General features: G+C 70.7%; 16 protein-coding genes. 12 read left to right on the top strand and 4 right to left on the bottom strand.

Going from position 1 to position 18,390, the window contains the following annotated elements:
* Position 1 precedes the first annotated feature (1 nt).
* Positions 2 to 556 carry a Uma2 family endonuclease gene (locus SYV04_RS09640; protein ID WP_321545379.1) on the bottom strand — a complete coding sequence of 185 codons (555 nt, stop codon included), beginning with the start codon at positions 554 to 556 and terminating at the stop codon, positions 2 to 4.
* Between the two features lie 418 nt (positions 557 to 974).
* On the opposite strand from SYV04_RS09640, the gene ptsP reads away from it, so the two are divergent.
* Genes ptsP through SYV04_RS09620 form a run of 4 tightly spaced genes read left to right on the top strand, consistent with a single transcriptional unit; the run spans position 975 to position 8,505 of the window.
* Entirely contained in the window at positions 975 to 3,452 is a 2,478-nt protein-coding gene (gene ptsP, locus SYV04_RS09635) for a phosphoenolpyruvate--protein phosphotransferase (RefSeq protein WP_321545378.1), read from the top strand.
* Positions 3,453 to 3,466: 14 nt separating this feature from the next.
* On the top strand, positions 3,467 to 4,411 hold the full coding sequence (pfkB, locus tag SYV04_RS09630; RefSeq protein ID WP_321545377.1) for a 1-phosphofructokinase: 945 nt from the start codon (positions 3,467 to 3,469) through the stop codon (positions 4,409 to 4,411).
* Between the two features lie 29 nt (positions 4,412 to 4,440).
* Positions 4,441 to 6,273, top strand: coding sequence for a PTS fructose-like transporter subunit IIB (locus tag SYV04_RS09625; protein WP_321545376.1), 1,833 nt, complete (start codon positions 4,441 to 4,443; stop codon positions 6,271 to 6,273).
* A 24-nt stretch (positions 6,274 to 6,297) separates the two neighbouring features.
* A complete protein-coding gene (locus SYV04_RS09620) occupies positions 6,298 to 8,505 on the top strand; it encodes a molybdopterin oxidoreductase family protein (protein ID WP_321545375.1) in 2,208 nt (735 codons plus the stop codon).
* On the opposite strand, the gene SYV04_RS09615 is transcribed toward SYV04_RS09620, so the two are convergent.
* Positions 8,465 to 9,205 carry a DUF2652 domain-containing protein gene (locus SYV04_RS09615; protein ID WP_321545374.1) on the bottom strand — a complete coding sequence of 247 codons (741 nt, stop codon included), beginning with the start codon at positions 9,203 to 9,205 and terminating at the stop codon, positions 8,465 to 8,467. The genes SYV04_RS09620 and SYV04_RS09615 overlap by 41 nt on opposite strands.
* A gap of 104 nt (positions 9,206 to 9,309) precedes the next feature.
* Here SYV04_RS09615 and SYV04_RS09610 point away from each other — a divergent pair, with 104 nt between their 5' ends.
* Positions 9,310 to 10,101: an ABC transporter ATP-binding protein gene (locus SYV04_RS09610; protein ID WP_321545373.1), complete on the top strand. Its 792-nt coding sequence runs from the start codon at positions 9,310 to 9,312 to the stop codon at positions 10,099 to 10,101.
* 103 nt (positions 10,102 to 10,204) lie between these two features.
* The gene (locus SYV04_RS09605) at positions 10,205 to 10,579 is read left to right on the top strand and encodes a hypothetical protein (RefSeq protein ID WP_321545372.1); all 375 of its coding nucleotides are present in this window, start codon (positions 10,205 to 10,207) and stop codon (positions 10,577 to 10,579) included.
* Between the two features lie 5 nt (positions 10,580 to 10,584).
* Here SYV04_RS09605 and radA read toward each other — a convergent pair whose 3' ends face one another.
* Positions 10,585 to 11,946, bottom strand: a complete 1,362-nt coding sequence (radA, locus tag SYV04_RS09600; RefSeq protein ID WP_321545371.1) for a DNA repair protein RadA — start codon at positions 11,944 to 11,946, stop codon at positions 10,585 to 10,587.
* A gap of 214 nt (positions 11,947 to 12,160) precedes the next feature.
* Here radA and SYV04_RS09595 point away from each other — a divergent pair, with 214 nt between their 5' ends.
* Both SYV04_RS09595 and bioB read left to right on the top strand, forming a co-directional pair.
* Positions 12,161 to 12,430: a GlsB/YeaQ/YmgE family stress response membrane protein gene (locus tag SYV04_RS09595; protein ID WP_321545370.1), complete on the top strand. Its 270-nt coding sequence runs from the start codon at positions 12,161 to 12,163 to the stop codon at positions 12,428 to 12,430.
* A 190-nt stretch (positions 12,431 to 12,620) separates the two neighbouring features.
* Entirely contained in the window at positions 12,621 to 13,643 is a 1,023-nt protein-coding gene (gene bioB / locus SYV04_RS09590; RefSeq protein WP_321545369.1) for a biotin synthase BioB, read from the top strand.
* Here bioB and SYV04_RS09585 read toward each other — a convergent pair whose 3' ends face one another.
* Complete coding sequence (locus SYV04_RS09585) at positions 13,644 to 14,882, bottom strand: glycosyltransferase 87 family protein (protein ID WP_321545368.1); 1,239 nt, start codon at positions 14,880 to 14,882, stop codon at positions 13,644 to 13,646. It lies immediately after the preceding gene.
* Positions 14,883 to 14,953: 71 nt separating this feature from the next.
* On the opposite strand from SYV04_RS09585, the gene bioF reads away from it, so the two are divergent.
* The 4 genes from bioF (at position 14,954) to SYV04_RS09565 (ending at position 18,388) form a co-directional block, all read left to right on the top strand.
* Positions 14,954 to 16,153 carry an 8-amino-7-oxononanoate synthase gene (bioF, locus tag SYV04_RS09580; protein WP_321545367.1) on the top strand — a complete coding sequence of 400 codons (1,200 nt, stop codon included), beginning with the start codon at positions 14,954 to 14,956 and terminating at the stop codon, positions 16,151 to 16,153.
* The gene (gene bioD / locus SYV04_RS09575; RefSeq protein WP_321545366.1) at positions 16,143 to 16,841 is read left to right on the top strand and encodes a dethiobiotin synthase; all 699 of its coding nucleotides are present in this window, start codon (positions 16,143 to 16,145) and stop codon (positions 16,839 to 16,841) included. Before bioF ends, bioD begins: the two co-directional genes overlap by 11 nt.
* Before the next feature lie 105 nt (positions 16,842 to 16,946).
* Positions 16,947 to 17,225: a hypothetical protein gene (locus SYV04_RS09570; protein ID WP_321545365.1), complete on the top strand. Its 279-nt coding sequence runs from the start codon at positions 16,947 to 16,949 to the stop codon at positions 17,223 to 17,225.
* Positions 17,222 to 18,388: a pyridoxal phosphate-dependent aminotransferase gene (locus SYV04_RS09565; protein ID WP_321545364.1), complete on the top strand. Its 1,167-nt coding sequence runs from the start codon at positions 17,222 to 17,224 to the stop codon at positions 18,386 to 18,388. Before SYV04_RS09570 ends, SYV04_RS09565 begins: the two co-directional genes overlap by 4 nt.
* Positions 18,389 to 18,390: the final 2 nt, after the last annotated feature.

Genomic DNA, 18,390 nt, shown 5'->3' with positions numbered 1-18,390 from the left:
GCTAATCCTCGCCCCAGAGGAAGGCCAGCGCCAGCTCGATGGCATCAAAGGGCTCGGCACGCACCCGAGTCGCGCCTGTGTGGGTCACGAGCAGCGTATAGCGCTCCCCCTCGAGCCGGAACACCTCCAGCGTGCGCGCCACCGGGTCTACCAGCCAGACGTGCCGCACGCGCTCGCGCGCATATACCGGCAGCTTGACCGCTCGATCCAAGGCCATGGTGGATGGCGAGAGCACCTCGCACACCCAATCTGGCGCGAGCGTGTAAGCAGCGGCGCTGGGAGACCGAGGCATCCGCTCGCGTCGCCAGCCGGCCAGATCCGGTACCAGCACATCCTCACCCAGGTGTAGCTCCGGCTCGAAGAGGACGTGCCAGCCTCCAGGGCCACCCCGTCCTTGGTCGAACGGTCCTCCCAAAGCAGTTCCCAACTTGGAGGCCGCATGCGTGTGCGGCCCCGCCGGCCGTGGACTGGCATACAGCGCTCCAGCGACGAGCTCCCCGATGACATTGTCGGGCAGCGCCTCCAGATCCGCGTAGGTGGCCGATTTCCGTTCCATTCCGTCCCCATGCTCCCCAACGCCCGCCATCATATCCATGCGGTGAAGGCATAGCGTTCCGGTCTGACACAGGACGTCTCACCGATGACACCCTCCCTTCAGGGTAGGGAGGACCCGCTTTCGGCAAACCTGTCTGACAACCAGACAGCTTTGGCGGGAGCGCCGCCGGAGGGCCCTCGAATTGGCTCCTCAGTTCGAGGCATGGCCTGGCGCCGCGCGCCGGAATGTGTCCGCTGTTGACGCTGCCGCCCAAGGCCGCCCCCGAGTCCCTTGCGACGGTGGCTACAGGCCCCTACCTTCCGCTGGCCGCGACCGCTTGCCCTCTCCGAAGCTCGGATGGACCGCCCGGTCGTTCTCAGATCCGGTCGCGCGCCACCCTTCACGCAACGGATGCAGGCGGTGCTGGACAGGAGAGGACATGCTCGAGCTTGGCCCGGACAACATCCGCCTCGGCAGTACCGCCAGAGACAAGGATGAGGCCATCACGCTCGTGGGCCGAGCCATGGTGGAGAGCGGCTTCATCTCCCCCGCATATATTGACGCGATGCGTGGCCGGGAGCAGCTGGCCAGCACCTTCCTCGGCAACGGAATCGCCATCCCCCACGGTCTGCCCGAGGCGCGGGAGCAGGTGCTCCGCACCGGCATCGTGGTGGTGCAGTTCCCCGCCGGTGTCCCCTGGGGCGACAGCGGGCTGGCGCACCTCGCCGTCGGCATCGCCGCCAGGTCCGACGAGCACATCCAGGTGCTCGCCAACCTCACGGGCGTGCTGGGCGACGCGGCCACCGCGGCCCGGCTGGCCGTCACCACGGACCGCGAGGAGATCGCCGCCCACCTGAACGGCAAGAGGGCCGCCGTCGCTACGCCCGAGACGGTGGCCGTGCGCGGCGCCTCCATCACCGTGGTCGCGCCGTCGCCGCATGGGCTGCACGCCCGCCCGGCCACGGAGCTCGTCGAGACCGCCAAGCGTTTCACGTCGAACATCGCCGTGCGCCGGGGGGACAAGAGCGCCAACGCCAAGAGCCTCATCTCCCTGTTGGGTCTGGGCGCCAGCGGGGGGACGGAGCTGACGGTCCTCGCCGAGGGGCCGGATGCCGGGGCGGCTCTGTCCGCCATCGCCGCCGCCTTCGCGCGAGGGCTCGGGGAGGGCCAACCCGAGGCGCCTGCCGCCGAGGCCGCACCGGCGCCCGTGCGGCCCGCCCTGGCCTACGGTGGCCGCATGCTGGCGGGAGTCTCGGCCTCGCCGGGCATCGCCACCGCGCCCGTGTGGCACTTCCAGCGCGAGCGACTGGTGGTCCACCCGACCGCGCCGGATCCGCTGGTCCAGCGCGACCGCCTGGACAAGGCACTGGCGTCGGCTACCGCCGAGCTGCACAACCTCTACGAGGAGTTCTGGAAGAAGGCGGGAGCGGCCAAGGCGGCCATCTTCAAGGCGCACCTCGAGCTCCTGGAGGATCCGGAGCTGGTGGCCGAGGCCCACCGCCGAATCGAAAGAGGCGCGAGCGCCGGCTGGGCCTGGCGGGAAACCTACGAGGAGCGCGCGACGCTCCTGGGTGGAATCAAGGATGCGCTGCTGGCGGCCCGTGCCGGCGACTTGCGGGACGTCGGCCGCCGCGTGCTGCGCCTGCTGGCCGATGAAATCCAGGGCAGCGAGACCTCGGCGCCCGACCACCCGGTGATCATCCTGGCCGAGGACCTGTCCCCCTCGGACACGGCCAAGCTCGATCCACGCACCGTGCTGGGCTTGTGTACCGCCGGGGGCGGAGCCACCTCGCACACCGCCATCATCGCGCGCTCGCTGGACCTGCCGGCCGTGGTCGCGGCGGGGCCGGCGGTGATCGATCTCACCGACGGGCAGGAGTGCATCATCGACGGCGACAACGGGGTCATCATCGCCGAGCCGACTCCCGCCGACCGCGCGCTCGCCGCCGAACGCCAGCGCCAGTCGCTGCTCCGGCGCGAGGAGGAGCGGCGCGCGTGCTACCTGCCCGCCGTCACCACCGACGGTGTGCGGGTGGAAGTCGCCGCCAACATCAGCTCCCCCAAGGAGGCCGCGGCCGCGGTGAACGGCGGGGCCGAGGGTGTCGGGCTGATGCGCACGGAGTTCCTGTTCCTACAGCGGGACACGCCTCCCAGCGAGGAGGAGCAGCTCGAGGTGTACGAGGCCATCCTGCGGGCCATGAACGGCCTGCCGGTGATTCTGCGCACGCTGGACATCGGCGGGGACAAGGAGGTGCCGTACCTGTCGATGCCGGCCGAGGAGAACCCCTTCCTCGGGGTGCGGGGCCTGCGCTTGTGTTTGCAGCGGCCGGACCTGTTCCGCACGCAGCTGCGCGCCATCTTCCGCGCCTCGCGCCTGGGGGCGGTGCGGCTGATGTTCCCCATGGTGACCACGCCCTCCGAGCTGACGCAGGCCAAGGCCATCGCCGAGGAGGTGCGCCGCGACGTGGGGGCGAAGCCCGTGGAGGTGGGCATCATGATCGAGGTGCCGGCGGCGGTGGTGATGGCCGATCAGTTCGCCCGCGAGGTGGACTTCTTCTCCATCGGGACCAACGACTTGACGCAGTACGTGCTGGCCATGGACCGGCTGCACCCGGTGCTGGCGCCGCAGGCCGACGGGCTGCACCCGGCGGTGCTGCGCATGGTGCGCCAGACGGTGGAGGCGGCCAAACGCAACGGCATCTGGGTGGGCGCCTGCGGAGGCATCGCCGGAGACCCTGCGGGGGCGATGATGCTGGCGGGGCTGGGGGTGGCCGAGCTGAGCGTGGGGATTCCCAGCATCGCCGCCATCAAGGCGCGCATGCGGGGCCTGTCCATGGCGCGGCTGGAGGAGATGGCCCGCCGCGCGCTCGATTGCCAGAGCGCCGCCGAGGTTCGAGCGCTGGCGGTCGCCGGCTGATGGGAGGCACTGCCATGGAGGCCGAGGGTGTCGCCACGGTGACGCTGAATGCCGCGCTCGACCATTCGCTGGACTGCCCAGGGTTCCGGGCCGGCGAGGTCAACCGCGTCACCTCGCACCGAGTGGACCCTGGGGGCAAGGGCATCAACGTCGCGGCCTTCCTCGCGGACTGGGTGCGTCCGGTCACCGCGGCCGGCTTCCTGGGACGGGACAATGCCCAGCCCTTCGAGGCGCTGTTCCGCGCGAGGGGCATCGAGGACCGCTGCCGCCGGGTGGCCGGCGAGACGCGCATGAACCTCAAGGTGCTGGATGCGCAAGCGGGGCAGGTGACCGACATCAACCTGCCCGGAGTGCGAATCGGCGACGAGGACTGGGCGGCGCTCAAGAAGGACCTGGAGGCGTTGGCCCGCCAGCGCCGGTGGTTCGTGCTGGCCGGGAGCCTGCCGGCAGGGCTGCCGGAGAGCGCCTACGCGGAGCTGGTGCGGCTGCTGCGCGGGGCCGGGTGCCTCGTCGCGCTCGATGCCAGCGGACCGGCCATGCGGCTGGGCGTGGCGGAGGGGCCGGACCTCATCAAGCCCAACCTCCGCGAGCTGGAGGAGCTGGTGGGCCGGCAGCTCCCTCGGCGCGAGGACGTGCTGGAGGCAGCGCGAGGACTGGTCGCGCGGGGCATCGGGCGGGTCGTCGTCTCGATGGGAGGCGAGGGCGCGCTGCTGGTGGAGCGCACGCGGGCGGTGTTCGCCCGGCCTCCGCCCACGCGGGTGGTGAGCACGGTGGGGGCGGGGGACGCCATGCTCTCGGGCGTGCTCGGTGGATGGATTCGGGGCGAGGCGCTGGAGGCCTGTGCGCGGTGGGGTACGGCCTTCGCCGTCGGCACGCTGACGCGGCCAGGCCCGGTCCTGCCGCCACGCGCCGAGGTGGAGGAACTCATGGCGCGGGTGCAGGTGGAAGAGGCCGGCTGACGGTCGGCTCCAGGAAAGGAGATGCAGTCATGGCCAGGCTCGTCGCGGTCACCGCCAGTCCTGCAAGCATCGCGCATACCCTCATGGCGGCCGAGGCACTGAGGAAGGTCGCCACGTTGCGTGGCCACTCCGTCACGGTCGAGACGCAGGGCTCGGAGGGCGTGAAGACGCCGCTGCCGAGCCAGGCGCTGGCCGAGGCGGACGCCGTCATCATCGCCGCCGATGTCCAGGTGGATGAAAGCCGCTTCGCCGGAAAGCCGGTGCATCGGATCTCGACCGCCACCGCCATCCGGGAGACCGACGCTGTCCTCGCCGCGGCCCTGGATGCGGCCGGCCTGTCACGAGCCGATGCCGCCGGGCCCTCGACGCTGGCAACCGTCGCCGCTCCGGTGCCCCCGGTCGAGACTCCGGTCATTGCGACCCCGGTCGGGGCGCCCGTTGCGGCGCCTCCGGGCAAGAGCGGCAAGTTGGTGGCTGTCACCGCCTGTCCAACCGGAATCGCACATACCTTCATGGCGGCCGAGGCGCTGAAGCGGGCTGCGACGGAGGCTGGCTACACCATCAAGGTCGAGACCCAGGGCTCCGTCGGCGCCAAGAACACGCTGACGGAAGCGGAGATCGCCGAGGCGGACGCCGTCATCATCGGCGCCGACACGGGTGTGTCGCTGGAGCGCTTCGGCGGCAAGCGCCTGCTGCGCACCTCGGTGGGCGACGCGCTCAAGCGGCCCCGCGCGGTCATCGACGAGGCGCTGGCCCTGCCGCTGCCGCAAGGAGGCCCGACACATGCCGAGCAGGCCGCCGCCACTGGGGCTTCGCGAGAGCGCAAGGAGACGGGTCCCTACAAGCACCTGCTCACGGGCGTGTCCTTCATGCTGCCCATGGTGGTGGCGGGCGGGCTCATCATCGCGCTCTCGTTCGTGTTCGGCATCAACGCGGCCCAGGAGCAGGGGACGCTGGCCGCCGCGCTGATGCAGATTGGCGGCAAGGCGGCCTTCGCCCTCATGGTGCCGGTGCTGGCGGGCTACATCGCCTTCTCCATCGCCGACCGGCCGGGCCTGACGCCGGGCCTGGTGGGAGGCATGCTGGCGGTGCAACTGGAGACGGGCTTCCTGGGAGGAATCCTCGCGGGTTTCCTGGCCGGCTACCTTGCCCGCTGGCTGCGGGACGCCATCAAGCTGCCGCGGAACCTGGAGGGCCTGAAGCCCATCCTGATCCTCCCGCTCTTGTCGACGCTCGTGGTCGGCGTGCTGATGGTCTACGTGGTGGGCACGCCGGTGGCGTTCCTCATGGCCTCGTTGACGCGCTTCCTCCAGGGCCTCAGCGGGACCAACGCGGTGCTGCTGGGAGCGCTCCTGGGAGGCATGATGGCGCTGGACATGGGAGGGCCGCTCAACAAGGCCGCCTATGCCTTCTCGGTGGGGCTGCTGGCCAGCAACGTGCTCACGCCCATGGCGGCGGTGATGGCGGCGGGGATGACTCCACCGCTGGGGTTGGCGCTGGCGACGGTGATGGCGCGGAGCCGCTTCACCCTGCAGGAGCGCGAGGCAGGAAAAGCCGCCGCCGTGCTCGGGCTGGCCTTCATCACCGAGGGGGCCATTCCCTTCGCCGCCAAGGACCCGCTGCGCGTCATCCCCGCCCTGGTGCTCGGGTCGGCGGTGGCCGGGGCCCTGTCGATGCTGTTCGCCGTGGGACTGCGAGCGCCCCATGGAGGGGTATTCGTCATGGCCATCCCCGGAGCCGTGTCTCCGCTGCTGCCCTTTGCCCTGGCCGTCGTCGTGGGGACGGTGGTGACGGCGGTGGGCGTGGCGGTGCTCAAGAAGCCGCTGCCTGAGGAGGGGGCGCCAAGCCTGCCTGCCACCTGAGCCGGTCGGGTAGAGTGAGCGGCCATGGCGACTCCAGCCCCCGGAACCCAGACGCACTTCCGCACCTGCAACCTCTGCGAGGCCATGTGCGGGGTGCGCATCGAGGTGGCGGAGGGCCGCATCACCTCCATCCGAGGTGACGAGCAGGACCCCTTCAGCCGAGGGCACATCTGCCCCAAGGCGGTGGCGCTGAAGGACCTCCACGAGGACCCGGACCGCCTGCGCCAGCCCATGCGGCGCACGGCCAGTGGCTGGGAGCCCATCTCCTGGGAGGCGGCGCTGGACGAGGCGGCGGGGCGGCTCCACGAGCTCCAGCACACGCACGGCCGTGACGCGGTGGCCACCTACCTGGGCAACCCCACGGTCCACAACCACGGGGCGCTGCTCTTCATCCCGCAGCTCCTGCGCACGCTGCGCACGCGCAACAGCTACAGCGCCACCTCGGTGGACCAGTTGCCGCACCTGCTGGCCTCGTATCTGATGTTCGGCCACCAGCTCCTGGTGCCCATTCCGGACCTGGACCGCACGGGGTACCTGTTGGCGCTGGGGGCGAACCCGCTGGCTTCCAACGGGAGCATGATGACGGCGCCGGACGTGCGGGAACGGCTGCGCGCCATCCAGAAGCGGGGAGGGCGGGTGGTGGTGGTGGATCCGCGCCGCACGGAGACGGCGGGTATCGCGGACGAGCACCTCTTCATCCGGCCGGGCACCGACGCGCTCTTCCTCTTCGCGCTGCTCCACGAGCTGCTCGAGCGGCCTCGGCTGGAGCGGTTGGCCCCTTTCACGGAAGGCCTGGAGCGGGTGCGGGAGCTGGCGAGGGCCTTCACGCCAGAGCGGGCGTCGGGCCCCACGGGAGTGCCCGCGGAGAGCATCCGCCGCATCGCCCGCGAGTTCGCCGAGGCCCCGGCGGGGGTGTGCTACGGGCGGGTGGGCACCTCCACCCAGGCGTTCGGAGCGCTGTGCCAGTGGCTCATCAATGTCATCAACGTGGTGAGTGGCAACCTCGATCGCGAGGGCGGGGCGATGTTCACGCTCCCGGCGTTCGACCTGGTGGGCGGCCCTCGGGCGCTGAGCGGCAGCCGGGGAGGCTTCGCGCGCTGGCGGAGCCGGGTGCGGCAGCTCCCGGAGTTCGCGGGAGAGCTGCCCGTGGCGGCGCTCGCGGAAGAGATCCTCACGGAGGGAGCGGGGCAGGTGCGCGGGCTGCTCACGTTCGCGGGCAACCCGGTGCTCTCCACGCCCAACGGGAAGCAATTGGAGCGGGCGCTGGGGAAGCTGGACTTCATGGTGTCCGTGGACCCGTACCTCAACGAGACGACGCGGCACGCGCACCTCATCCTGCCGCCGCCCTCTCCGCTGGAGCGAGGGCACTACGACGTGGCGTTCCACGCGCTGGCGATCCGGAACACGGCGAAATACGCGCCCGCGCTGTTCGAGCCGGGGCCTGGGGCGATGCACGACTGGCGCATCCTCATGGAACTCCAGCACCGGGTGGAGGTGCTGCGGCATGGCCGGAGCGTGCGCGGCACGTTGAAGTACGAGGCGCTGAAGCGGATGGGGCCCGAGGGCATCCTCGACGTGGGACTGAGGGCAGGGCCCTACGGCCTGCGGGCGCGAGGGCTTCGCAAGGGCCTGGGCCTCTCGGCGCTGAGACGAGCGCCCCACGGGGTGGACCTGGGGCCGCTCCAACCGTGCCTGCCGGGGAGGCTGGCGAACAAGGAGCGGCGCATCCACCTGGCACCCGAGCCCCTCGTGGAGGACGTGGCGCGGCTGCGTGCGGCCTTCCCGGAGGACGCGGCGCCACCCGCGGAAGGCGAGCTGCTGCTGATCGGTCGGCGGCACCTGCGCGACAACAACTCGTGGATGCACAACGTCCCCATGTTGATGAAGGGCAAGCCGCGCTGCACGCTGATGATGCACCCGGAGGATGCGCGGGCGCTCGGGCTGGCGGAGGGAGACGAGGCCGTTGTCACCTCCCGAGTGGGCGAGGTCTCCGTGCCGGTGAGCGTGACGGATGAGGTGATGCGGGGCGTGGTGAGCCTGCCGCATGGCTACGGCCACCGCCGCGGCGGGGTGCGGCTCTCGGTGGCGCAGGAACATGCGGGCGCCAGCCTCAATGACCTGACGGATGACCAGCGGTTGGATGCGCTGTGTGGGAACGCCGCGTTCAGCGGAGTGCCGGTGCGAGTGACGCTCAGCTCGGCTTCTGCGGGGAAGCCGCCTGCTCGTCGATGACCTCGACGTTGCGGAAGTCCTGGCAAGGCTTCTTGAAGCCGAGCGCGTACGGGAGAGAGCGCACCTCCATCATCACCTTGTTCCACAGCTTGCGGAGCAGGTTGGGCGCCAGCTCCTCGGGCTTTTGCGCGGCGAACTCGTTCAGGTCGATGTAGTGCGTCGCCGTGCGACCGAGGCCCTCGAACTCATGCTCGATGCCTCGGGCGAACGGGTGCAGCTCCGGGTCGAGCCGCTCGCGCACTGCGTCAGTCATCAGGACGTACTCGGACACGGGCACGTCGTTCTTCAGCATGCGGTGTACGAGGATGACGTCGACGCCCGCCAGCTCGGTGAGGCGCTTCACCCGCTGGAAGGCCACCTCGCCGGAGTGGACGACGAACTTGAGCTTCAGCTCACCGACGTTCAGACACCCATTGCAGCTGCACATGCGGTCGAGCACGAGCTGCTGGCGCTTGGCGAGGAACGCCCGGCGGATGTGGGTAACCTGCCGGCCGAAGGCGGACTCATCGCCGAGGGCATAGAAGAAGGCGGCGTCACCCTCGAGCTTGGCGAGCTTGAAGCGGCCGGAGGCGTCAATGATGGCCTCGAGCAACTGGGCCACCGTGTCCTGGGCATGCACGAGGCTGTAGCGGTGATGCTTCATGAAGCGGGTGTACCCGCCGATGTCCGCGATGAGCAGCGTGGCCTTCTCGATCGCCATGTGGGGGAGCCTAGCGCAGGGAGTGGGGGAGGCCATAGAGGAGCGCACGCGGGCACCGCTCGGTGCTGCCGGGAGACGCCTGGGCATGTCATGCTGCCGCCGCGATGAGCGATACGAGCGGTGAGTCGGCGCGCCGGCCGATGATCGAGGTGCAGGGGCTCCACAAGTCCTTCGGGGAGCAAGAGATCCTTCGGGGCGTGGACCTGGTGGTCGAGGAGGGCACCACGTGCGTGCTGATGGGCGTGTCCGGCTCGGGCAAGACGGTGCTGATGAAGCACCTGGTGGGGCTGCTGGAACCGGATCGCGGCACGGTGCGGGTGGACGGAGCGGACCTGGCGACGCTGGATGAGGCAGGGCTGGACGCGCTGCGCCGCAAGCAGGGCATCCTCTTCCAGGCCAACGCGCTGTTCGACTCGCTCACGGTGTTCGACAACGTGGCCTTTCCGCTGCGCCAGCGCACGAAGATGTCGGAGGCGGAGATTCAGGAGGCGGTGCGGAAGTCCCTGGGGGTGGTGGGGCTGACGCATGCGGCCCAGCGCTTTCCGGGCGAGCTGTCGGGCGGCATGCAGAAGCGCGTGGGGTTCGCGCGGGCGGCCATCCTCCAGCCGAAGATCCTCCTCTATGACGACCCGACGGCGGGATTGGACCCGCTGACCACGGCCTCGGTGAACGAGGTCATCTTCACGGGCAAGCAGCAGCTGGGGGCCACCTCGCTGGTCATCACCCCGGATGTGGCCTCGGCCTTCCGGGTGGCGGACAAGCTGGCGCTCATGCACGAGGGGCGCGTCGTCGCGACGGGTAAGCCCGAGGAGATCCGGCGCTCGGAGCACCCGGCGGTGAAGGCGTTCCTCCACAGCTGGTTGCAGCGCCAGTCCCAGCGCCCGCAGCGGAGCTGAGCCGGGCGCTACTCCGGTTTGGTGGTACAGCCGCAGCCTGGCCTCTTCTCTACCCTGGCGCACATTGCTCGGTCACGAGCACCGAGCATCCAGGGGAGAGACCATGATCAACCATGTGCTGAAGGCGGAAGTCCTGCGCAACTTCATTGGCAAGCGCAACGATCAGTTCCAGTCCGAGTGGGTGAAGATCTCCGGCGAGCGCCTGGCGGAGCTGCTCATCGAAGCCATGTCGCGTCCCACTCCAGGCTCGAGCGTCATGACCACCAACTTCATCGCCCGGCGGCTGATCGAGGACATGCGAGTGAAGGAGTGGATCATTACGGCTGGGCCGCACGAGGGGGGCAAGGGCGATGCGACGCGAGGGGTGGACTGGAACCTGCACATCACCCTGTGGATCAAGCGCAAGAGCTACCATCTGACCTGCAAGGAGCAGCCCCAGCTCCACATCATCCAGATCTCGGGCCCCGGCATCAATTAGCCGCCTCAGTCGAACATGGCGCTCAAGGCCTCGCTGAGCGTCTCCACGCCCACGACCTTGAGCTTCGTGTCCTCCAGCCGCCGCGCGCTGCCGCTCGGCAGCACCACGCGCTGGAAGCCCATCTTCGCCGCCTCCGCCAGCCGGGGCTCCACCTGGCCCACCGCGCGCACCTCGCCCGCGAGCCCCACCTCGCCCAGCACCAGCGTGTGCGGATCCATCGGCCGGTTCTGCAGGCTCGACACCAGCGCCGCGCACACCGCCAAATCACACGCCGGCTCCGACAGCTGCATCCCGCCCGCCACGTTGACGAACAAGTCGCAGCCCACCAGCGGGATGTCCTCCTTCTTCTCCAGCACCGCCGCCAGTAGCGCCACGCGGTTGCCATCCACGCCGATCGCCGTGCGCCGCGCCGTGCCGTAGCCGGTGGGCGCCACCAGCGCCTGCACCTCCACCAGCAGCGGCCGCGTGCCATTCAGCGTGGACGTCACCACGCTGCCCGACTTGCCCACCGGGCGCTCCGCCAGGAAGAGCGCCGAGGGGTCGGCCACCTCCACCAGCCCCAGCCCCTTCATCTCGAACACGCCAATCTCGTTCGTCGAGCCGAACCGGTTCTTGTGCGCCCGCAGAATCCGGAACGGGTGGCCCCGCTCGCCCTCGAAGTAGAGGACCGTGTCCACCATGTGCTCCAGCACGCGCGGGCCCGCGATGGCGCCCTCCTTCGTCACGTGGCCCACGATGAAGGTGGGCACCCCCGAGCGCTTGGCGAACGCCATCAGCCTCCCGGCCACCTCGCGCACCTGGGTAATGCTGCCCGGCGCGTTGCCCAGCTCCGGCAGGTACATCGTCTGAATCGAGTCCACCACCAGCGCCGTGGGCTTGAGCGCCTCGGCCGCCGCCAGCACCCGGTCCGCGTCCGTCTCCGCGAACAGGTGGATCGCCGCGCTCTCCACCCGCAGCCGCTCGGCGCGCATCTTCGTCTGCCGCAGGCTCTCCTCGCCCGACACGTAGAGCACCGGCCCGTGCCGCGCCAGCCGATCCAACGCCGCCAACAGCAACGTGGACTTGCCGATGCCCGGGTCACCCCCGAGGAGCACCAGCGAGCCGTCCACCACTCCGCCGCCCAGCACCCGATCGAACTCGGCGATGCCCGTGCGCCGTCGCACCTCCACCTCGCCGCTCACCTCCTTGAGCAGCACCGGCTTGGAGGCCCCTCCCGAGGCGCCCCACGCCGGGCGCTTCTCGTCCACCTTGCTCTCGGTCTCCTCCAGCAGCGAGCTCCAGGCGCCGCAGTCGGGGCACTTCCCGAGCCACTTCGCCGTCTGGTACCCGCACGCCTGGCAGGAGTAGTGCGTTTTTGCCTTCGCCATGGGTTGGGTTCTCTAGCCCGTCCCTCCGACGTTTCCCCCTCTTTTCGCGGCCCTCCGCGCTCCCCTCGGGCCGTGCCGGGAAGGAGGGCGAGCGGGCAGCCGGGCGCTCGCGGCGCAAGGGCCCGCTGTCAAGTTGTCCCCCGGGGGCAAGCGACCCAACCTTGGCAACAACAGCGCCGCACGAGGCGGTGCTCCTCAAATCAAGGAGGCAGTCATGAGTATCATCGCGTTCCTGGTGATTGGTCTGCTGGCCGGCCTGCTCGCGCGTGCCCTGATGCCCGGCAACCAGTCCATGGGGCTCATCGCCACCACGCTGCTCGGAGTTGCCGGCTCCTTCGTGGGCGGCTTCATCGGCTCGTTCTTCCGCAGCGACGGTCGAATTCTCGACCTGCACCCCTCCGGGCTCATCTTCTCGGTGATTGGCGCGATGCTGGTGCTCTTGCTGGTCGGCATGGCGGGCCGCAGCAGGCGCGTCCGAATCTAGAGCAGCCTCCTTATAAGGAGGGGGTTCGGGGACCGGTGCTCCACCAGATGGGGCGCCGGTCCTCGTGTATCTGGGCCCCAGAGGGAACACCTACATCCGCCCCCAACTCGTCAACCTTCCGGCGTCACAGCGTTGACAAGGTCCCGGCGTCCACGCAGTTTGCGCACCTCGCCTGCCTCCCGAGGAGCCCATGTCCGACGCCTCCGAGTCCTTCCACGGCCACGCCCACTTCGCCGCGCCGCCGCCGGGTGTCACCGTCCGCCATGACTGGACGCTGCCCGAGGTTCGCGCCCTGTACGAGCTGCCGCTGCTGGAGCTCGTCCACAAGGCGCAGACGGTGCATCGAGCCATCTTCCAGGACAACAAGGTGCAGCTGTGCTCGCTGCTGTCCATCAAGACGGGCGGCTGCTCCGAGGACTGCGCGTACTGCCCGCAGGCGGCGCGCTACAAGACAGGCGTGAAGGCCGAGAAGCTCATGGCGGTGCCGGAGGTGCTGGGCGCCGCCCAGAAGGCCCGCTCCGCCGGAGCCACCCGCTTCTGCATGGGCGCGGCCTGGCGCGAGGTGAAGGACGGGCCTCAGTTCGACAGCATCCTGGAGATGGTCAAGGGCGTGCGCGCCCTGGGCATGGAGGCGTGCGCCACGCTGGGCATGCTCACCGAGAGCCAGGCGAAGCGGCTGCGGGAGGCGGGGCTGTCCGCCTACAACCACAACCTGGACACCTCCGAGGAGCACTACGGGGACATCATCTCCACGCGCACCTACGAGGACCGGTTGAACACGCTGGAGCGGGTGCGCCAGGCGGGTATCTCCGTGTGCTCGGGCGGCATCATCGGCATGGGCGAGTCGGTGGATGATCGCTGCAAGATGCTGCTGACGCTGGCCAACCAGGAGGTCCACCCCGAGTCGGTGCCCATCAACGCGCTGGTGCCGGTGGAGGGCACGCCGCTGGCGAACCAGAAGCGGGTGGAGACGGTGGAGATGGTGCGGACCATTGCCGTGGCGCGCCTGCTGATGCCGCTGGCGATGGTGCGGCTGTCGGCCGGGCGCCAGCAGATGAACGAGGAGGCGCAGCTGCTCTGCATGATGGCGGGCGCCAACTCGCTCTTCTTCGGCGAGAAGCTGCTGACCACGGGCAACCCCGAGTACACCCAGGACATGGCCCTGCTGGAGAAGGCGGGCATCCGTCCGCTCGAGCCGGACCTGTCGCGCTGATCAGGCCCCCAGGTCCACCTGCCCCTGGGACTCAGGTGTACGGGTGCTCGCGGCGCGCCACACCTCGCGGGTGAGCGCCACGCCGGCGCCCAGCAGCAGGCCGTTGCGCGCGAGCAGCAGCAGCGTGTACCCGGCGTTGATGCCCGTGTTGTAGGTGCTGCCGGCGAAGATGCCTCGGGTGATGGCGGCGGCCACGAGGATGGCGGCCGGGGCCCACGGAGAACCGGACAGCAGCGCCAGCGCGGCCGCGCCCGTCAGCCAGATGAGGAACTGCGGGCTGAGCACCGGGTTGAGGACGACGAAGGCCACCAGCGGCACCAGCGCCAGGCGTGCCACGTCCTCCATGCGCTCGGGCAGCCGGTGCAGCACCGCCCGCACGCCCACCGCCGCCGCCCCCAGCGAGCCCGCCACCCACAGCCACCGCGTTACCGCCTTCACCGCCTCGGCGTCGGCGCCATGAAGCTCGTACGCGGCCGTGGCGTGTACCCACTCGGCCTGGGCGAGCCCCAGCAGGTGCGCGGCCCACAGCAAGGAGGCGCCGAGCGACTCCACCTGCAGGCCCCGCTCGACGTGGAAGGAGGCAAAGCGCCACCAGGGCCAGAAGAAGCTGAGCGGCACCAGCGGCAGCACGCCCGCGACCATTCCCCGCACGAGCTGCCGCGTCCTGCCTCGCTTCCAGCACAGCGCCAGCGCCAGCGGCACCAGCACCGCGGGGTACAGCTTGGTCACCGTGCCCACCGCGAGCGCCGCCCCCGCCCACCCCTCGCGCCTGCGCGCCAGGGCCACGAGGGCCGCCAGCGCCAGGGTCGCGGGGATGACGTCATAGCGCTTCAGGTAGTGGATGCTCTGCATCAGGCTCACGACGCTGTACACGGCGAAGGGCACCCACGCCCGAGGGGCTCGGCCCCAGCGCCGCACGCCCTCGGACAGCAGCATCCACTTGATGAAGCCATCGAGCAGCGTGAGCTGCAGGCCGAAGAGCGTCACGAAGCGCGGCAGCGTCCCACCCAGCCAGGCCGCGGGGATGAACCACGGCAGCGCGTAGGGCGGATACTCGAAGCGGAAGTCCAGGTAGGGGACGGCGCCGCCCAGAAAGGAGCGCGCCCACCCGTGGTACAGCGGCAGATCTCCGAGCCGGGGTGAGAACGCGTAGACCGCCAGGGGGACCACGCTCGCGGCGAGTGCGAGCCAGTGGGGGAGGCTCAGGCGCGGCGCGGAAGGGGAGGGCGAAGCGGACACGGCCGCGACTCTGGCCGGCTGGAGTGGGCTTGTCGAGCAGGGGGGGCCTTGCTAGGGGACTTCACGTGACCGTGGATGCGAAAGACCCTCTCGCCGAGGCCGAGGGCGTGGCCACCGCGTGGGCCCGAGAAGACCTGGCGGAGCTGGCCTCGCGGGGCCTGCGCCGCTTCCTGGAGCCCCTGGACCCCGCTCAGGGCGCCCTGGTGCGCATTGGCGGAGAGACGTTCATCAACTTCTCCTCCAATGACTACCTGGGGTTGGCCTCCTCTCCCACCGTGCGCGCCGCCGCCCAGGCCGCTCTGGAACACTATGGTGTCGGCACCGGCGCCAGCCGCGTCGTCACCGGCGACACCCCCGCCCACCAAAGCCTGGAGGCACGGCTGGCCGCATTCGAGCGCGCCGAGGCGGTGCTGCTCTTCAACACCGGCTTCGCCGCCAACACCGGCATCATCCCCGCGCTCGTGGGCTCGGGGGATGCCGTGTTCTCCGATGCCCTCAACCACGCCTCGATCATCGACGGCTGTCGCCTGTCCCGAGCGCGCACCGTCGTCTACCCCCACGCCGACCCCGAGGCCCTCGCCCAGGTCCTCGCGGAGACGCCCGCGCGCCGCAAGCTCGTCGTCACCGACACCGTCTTCTCCATGGATGGAGACCATGCCCCGCTGCGAGAGCTCCTCGCCGCCTGCCGCGAGCATGGCGCCGCGCTGATGGTGGACGAGGCCCACGCCACCGGCGTGCTCGGCGCTCGGGGGGCCGGCCTGTGCGAGGAACTGGGGCTCGAGTCCCAGGTGGACCTGCGCATGGGCACGCTGAGCAAGGCGTTCGGGGGCATGGGCGCCTATGTCGCCACCTCGCGCGCCGTGGTGGATCTGCTCATCAGCCGGGCTCGCCCCTTCATCTTCTCCACCGCGCTGCCCGCGGCCCTGTGCGCCGCGGCCGAGGCCGCCGTGGATGCCGTGGAGAGTGACGTACATCTGCGCGAGCGGCTGTGGCGCAACATCCGCCGCTTCGCCCAGGGCCTCCGGGCCCTCGGCCTGCCCGCCGAGCCGCGCAGCGCCATCTTCCCCGTCATCCTCGGGGAGCCCGAGCGGGCCCTGGACGCCGCGCGCCGCTGCCGGGATCGCGGCCTGCTGGTGAAGGCCATTCGTCCTCCTACCGTGCCCGAGGGCACCAGCCGCCTGCGCTTCTGTCTCTCCGCCGCTCACACCGAGGGCCATATCGATCTCGCGCTGGAGGTGCTGCGCAAGATGGGAGTGCGTCATGCCGAGTAAGGGGCCGTTCCAGATCTTCGTCACCGGCACCGACACCGGAGTGGGCAAGACGCAGGCCTCCTGCGCCCTGCTGTCCCTGCTGGCGGACGCCGGGCTCAGTCCCCAGGGCTTCAAGCCCTACGAGAGCGGCTGTGCCTCCCTGTCCGCCCCCTCGGACACCCTCGCGATGCGCGCTGCGGCCCGAAGCACGCTGCCCGTGGAGCAGCTCTGCCCCCACCGCTTCCGAGCGCCCCTGGCCCCGGGAGTGGCCGCACGCCGCCTGGGCCGCGAGCCGGACTGGAAGACCACGCTCGACGCCTGGGAGCGCCTGCGACACGGCCCCGTGGTGGCGGAAGGGGCGGGCGGCCTGCTCGTGCCGATCGACTCCCAGCGCGACATCATCGACTTGATCGCCGCGCTCCAGCTCCCCGTGCTGCTGGTGGCGCGAGCGGGCCTGGGCACCCTCAACCATACAGGCCTGTCACTGCGGGCCCTGGCCGATCGCGGGCTCACCGTGAGCGCCGTGCTGCTCAGCCGGAGCACGCCCACGCGCGATCCTTCCGAGCGCGACAACGCCGCGCTGATCGCCGAGCGCTACCGCGTTCCGGTGCTGGGTCCAGTTACTTACCTGCGGGATGCGCGCCGTCGTCACGCGGCGTTCCGAGAGGCGCTGCGTCCGCTGCTCCCACATCGCGCGCGAGGCCGATAAATCGGCCTCCGGCGCGTTCGGAGTGCTACAGGTCGCGCAAATTTTTGTGCCTCGCGGTCGCGAAATGGACGCGTGTTTTGATCTGCGCGAGAACCCCGATCGCGAATGGCCGACATCATCGACCTCACGCTCCTGGCGGACGCCAGGCGCTACTTCCAGAAGCTCCTCGATGCGCGCGGGCTCACCTACTTCCTGCAGAAGGAGGGGAACCGGCTCTTCCACATCGAGCCCTCCAAGGTCGAGCTCGTCATCCGGACGGCGCTGCGAATGCGCCCTGCTGGAGCGCCTCGGCCGCCGGAGCAGGCGGTGGACCACTGCCGCACCGAGATTCGCCGGGAGCTGATCCGCCGCGTCGCCAGCGCGATGCTGCAGACGGGCTTGTGAGCGGCTTCTCCGCGCGCACCGACTTCCCCCGCGCGTGGAACGCCCTGGCCCGGGCCCTGGCGGAGCGCCGGGAGCGAGGGCTGCCCCTGGTGGACCTCACCGAGTCCAACCCCACCCGTGTGGGGCTGCCCGCGCCGGAGCCCGCGCTGCTGGCCACCCCCGAGGCCTTCACCTACGCGCCCGAGCCCCAGGGGTTGTTGTCCGCGCGAGAGGCCGTGGCGGGCTACCTCGCGGCGCGCGGGGCGCCCGTCTCCCCCGAGCACCTGATCCTCTCGGCGAGCACCAGCGAGGCGTACGCCTGGCTCTTCAAGCTGCTGTGCGAGCCAGGGGACAACGTGCTCGTGCCGGCGCCCAGCTACCCGCTCTTCGAGTACCTCACGCGCCTGGAGAGCGTGGAGATACGGCCCTACCGCCTGCCCCGAGCGCATGGCTTCGGGCTGGACGTGGAAGCGGTGGCCGAGGCCCGGGATGCGCGCAGCCGCGCGGTGCTCGTCGTCAACCCGGGCAACCCCACGGGCCACTACCTCCACGAGGGCGAGCTGGCGGCGCTGGCCACGCTGTGCGCGGACGCACGGCTGGCGCTCATCTCCGACGAGGTGTTCTCCGACTTTGCCTGGGCCCCGGAGCCGGATCGGGTCCCCACGGTGGCCGGGCGCGCGCTGCCGATGCCCACCTTCGCGCTCTCGGGCCTCTCCAAGGTGGCGGGGCTGCCCGGCCTCAAGCTGGGCTGGACGCACGTGGGCGGGCCTCCAGCGGTGCGAGACGAGGCGCTGGCGCGACTGGAGCTGGTGGCGGACACCTTCCTCTCGGTGGGCACGTCCGTGCAGCAGGCGCTCCCCGCGCTGCTGGCGCATGCGCCCCGGTTCCAGGCCGCGCTCCTCCAGCGGGTGAAGGACAACCGTCAGCGGCTGCTGGCGGCGAGGCCCGCCCAGGCCCTCTGGGACGTAGTCCACGCGCACGGCGGGTGGAGCGCGGTGCTGCGCATCCCCCGCGAGCCGGGAGAGGAGGCCACATGCCTGGCGCTCCTCGAGGCGGGCGTGCTGGTGCAGCCCGGGTACTTCTACGACTTCACGGGCGGAGCGTTCCTCGTGCTGTCGCTGCTGCCCCCTCCAGCCGCCTTCGAGGCCGCGCTGGGCGTCCTCGTCCGCGTGCTGGAGGGGTAGGC

Origin of the sequence: Hyalangium ruber, assembly GCF_034259325.1 — a bacterium.
In the GTDB taxonomy this organism is placed as follows: domain Bacteria; phylum Myxococcota; class Myxococcia; order Myxococcales; family Myxococcaceae; genus Hyalangium_A; species Hyalangium_A rubrum.
Note: the sequence above shows the minus strand (reverse complement) of the source record. Positions and strands in the feature narration are given on the sequence as shown.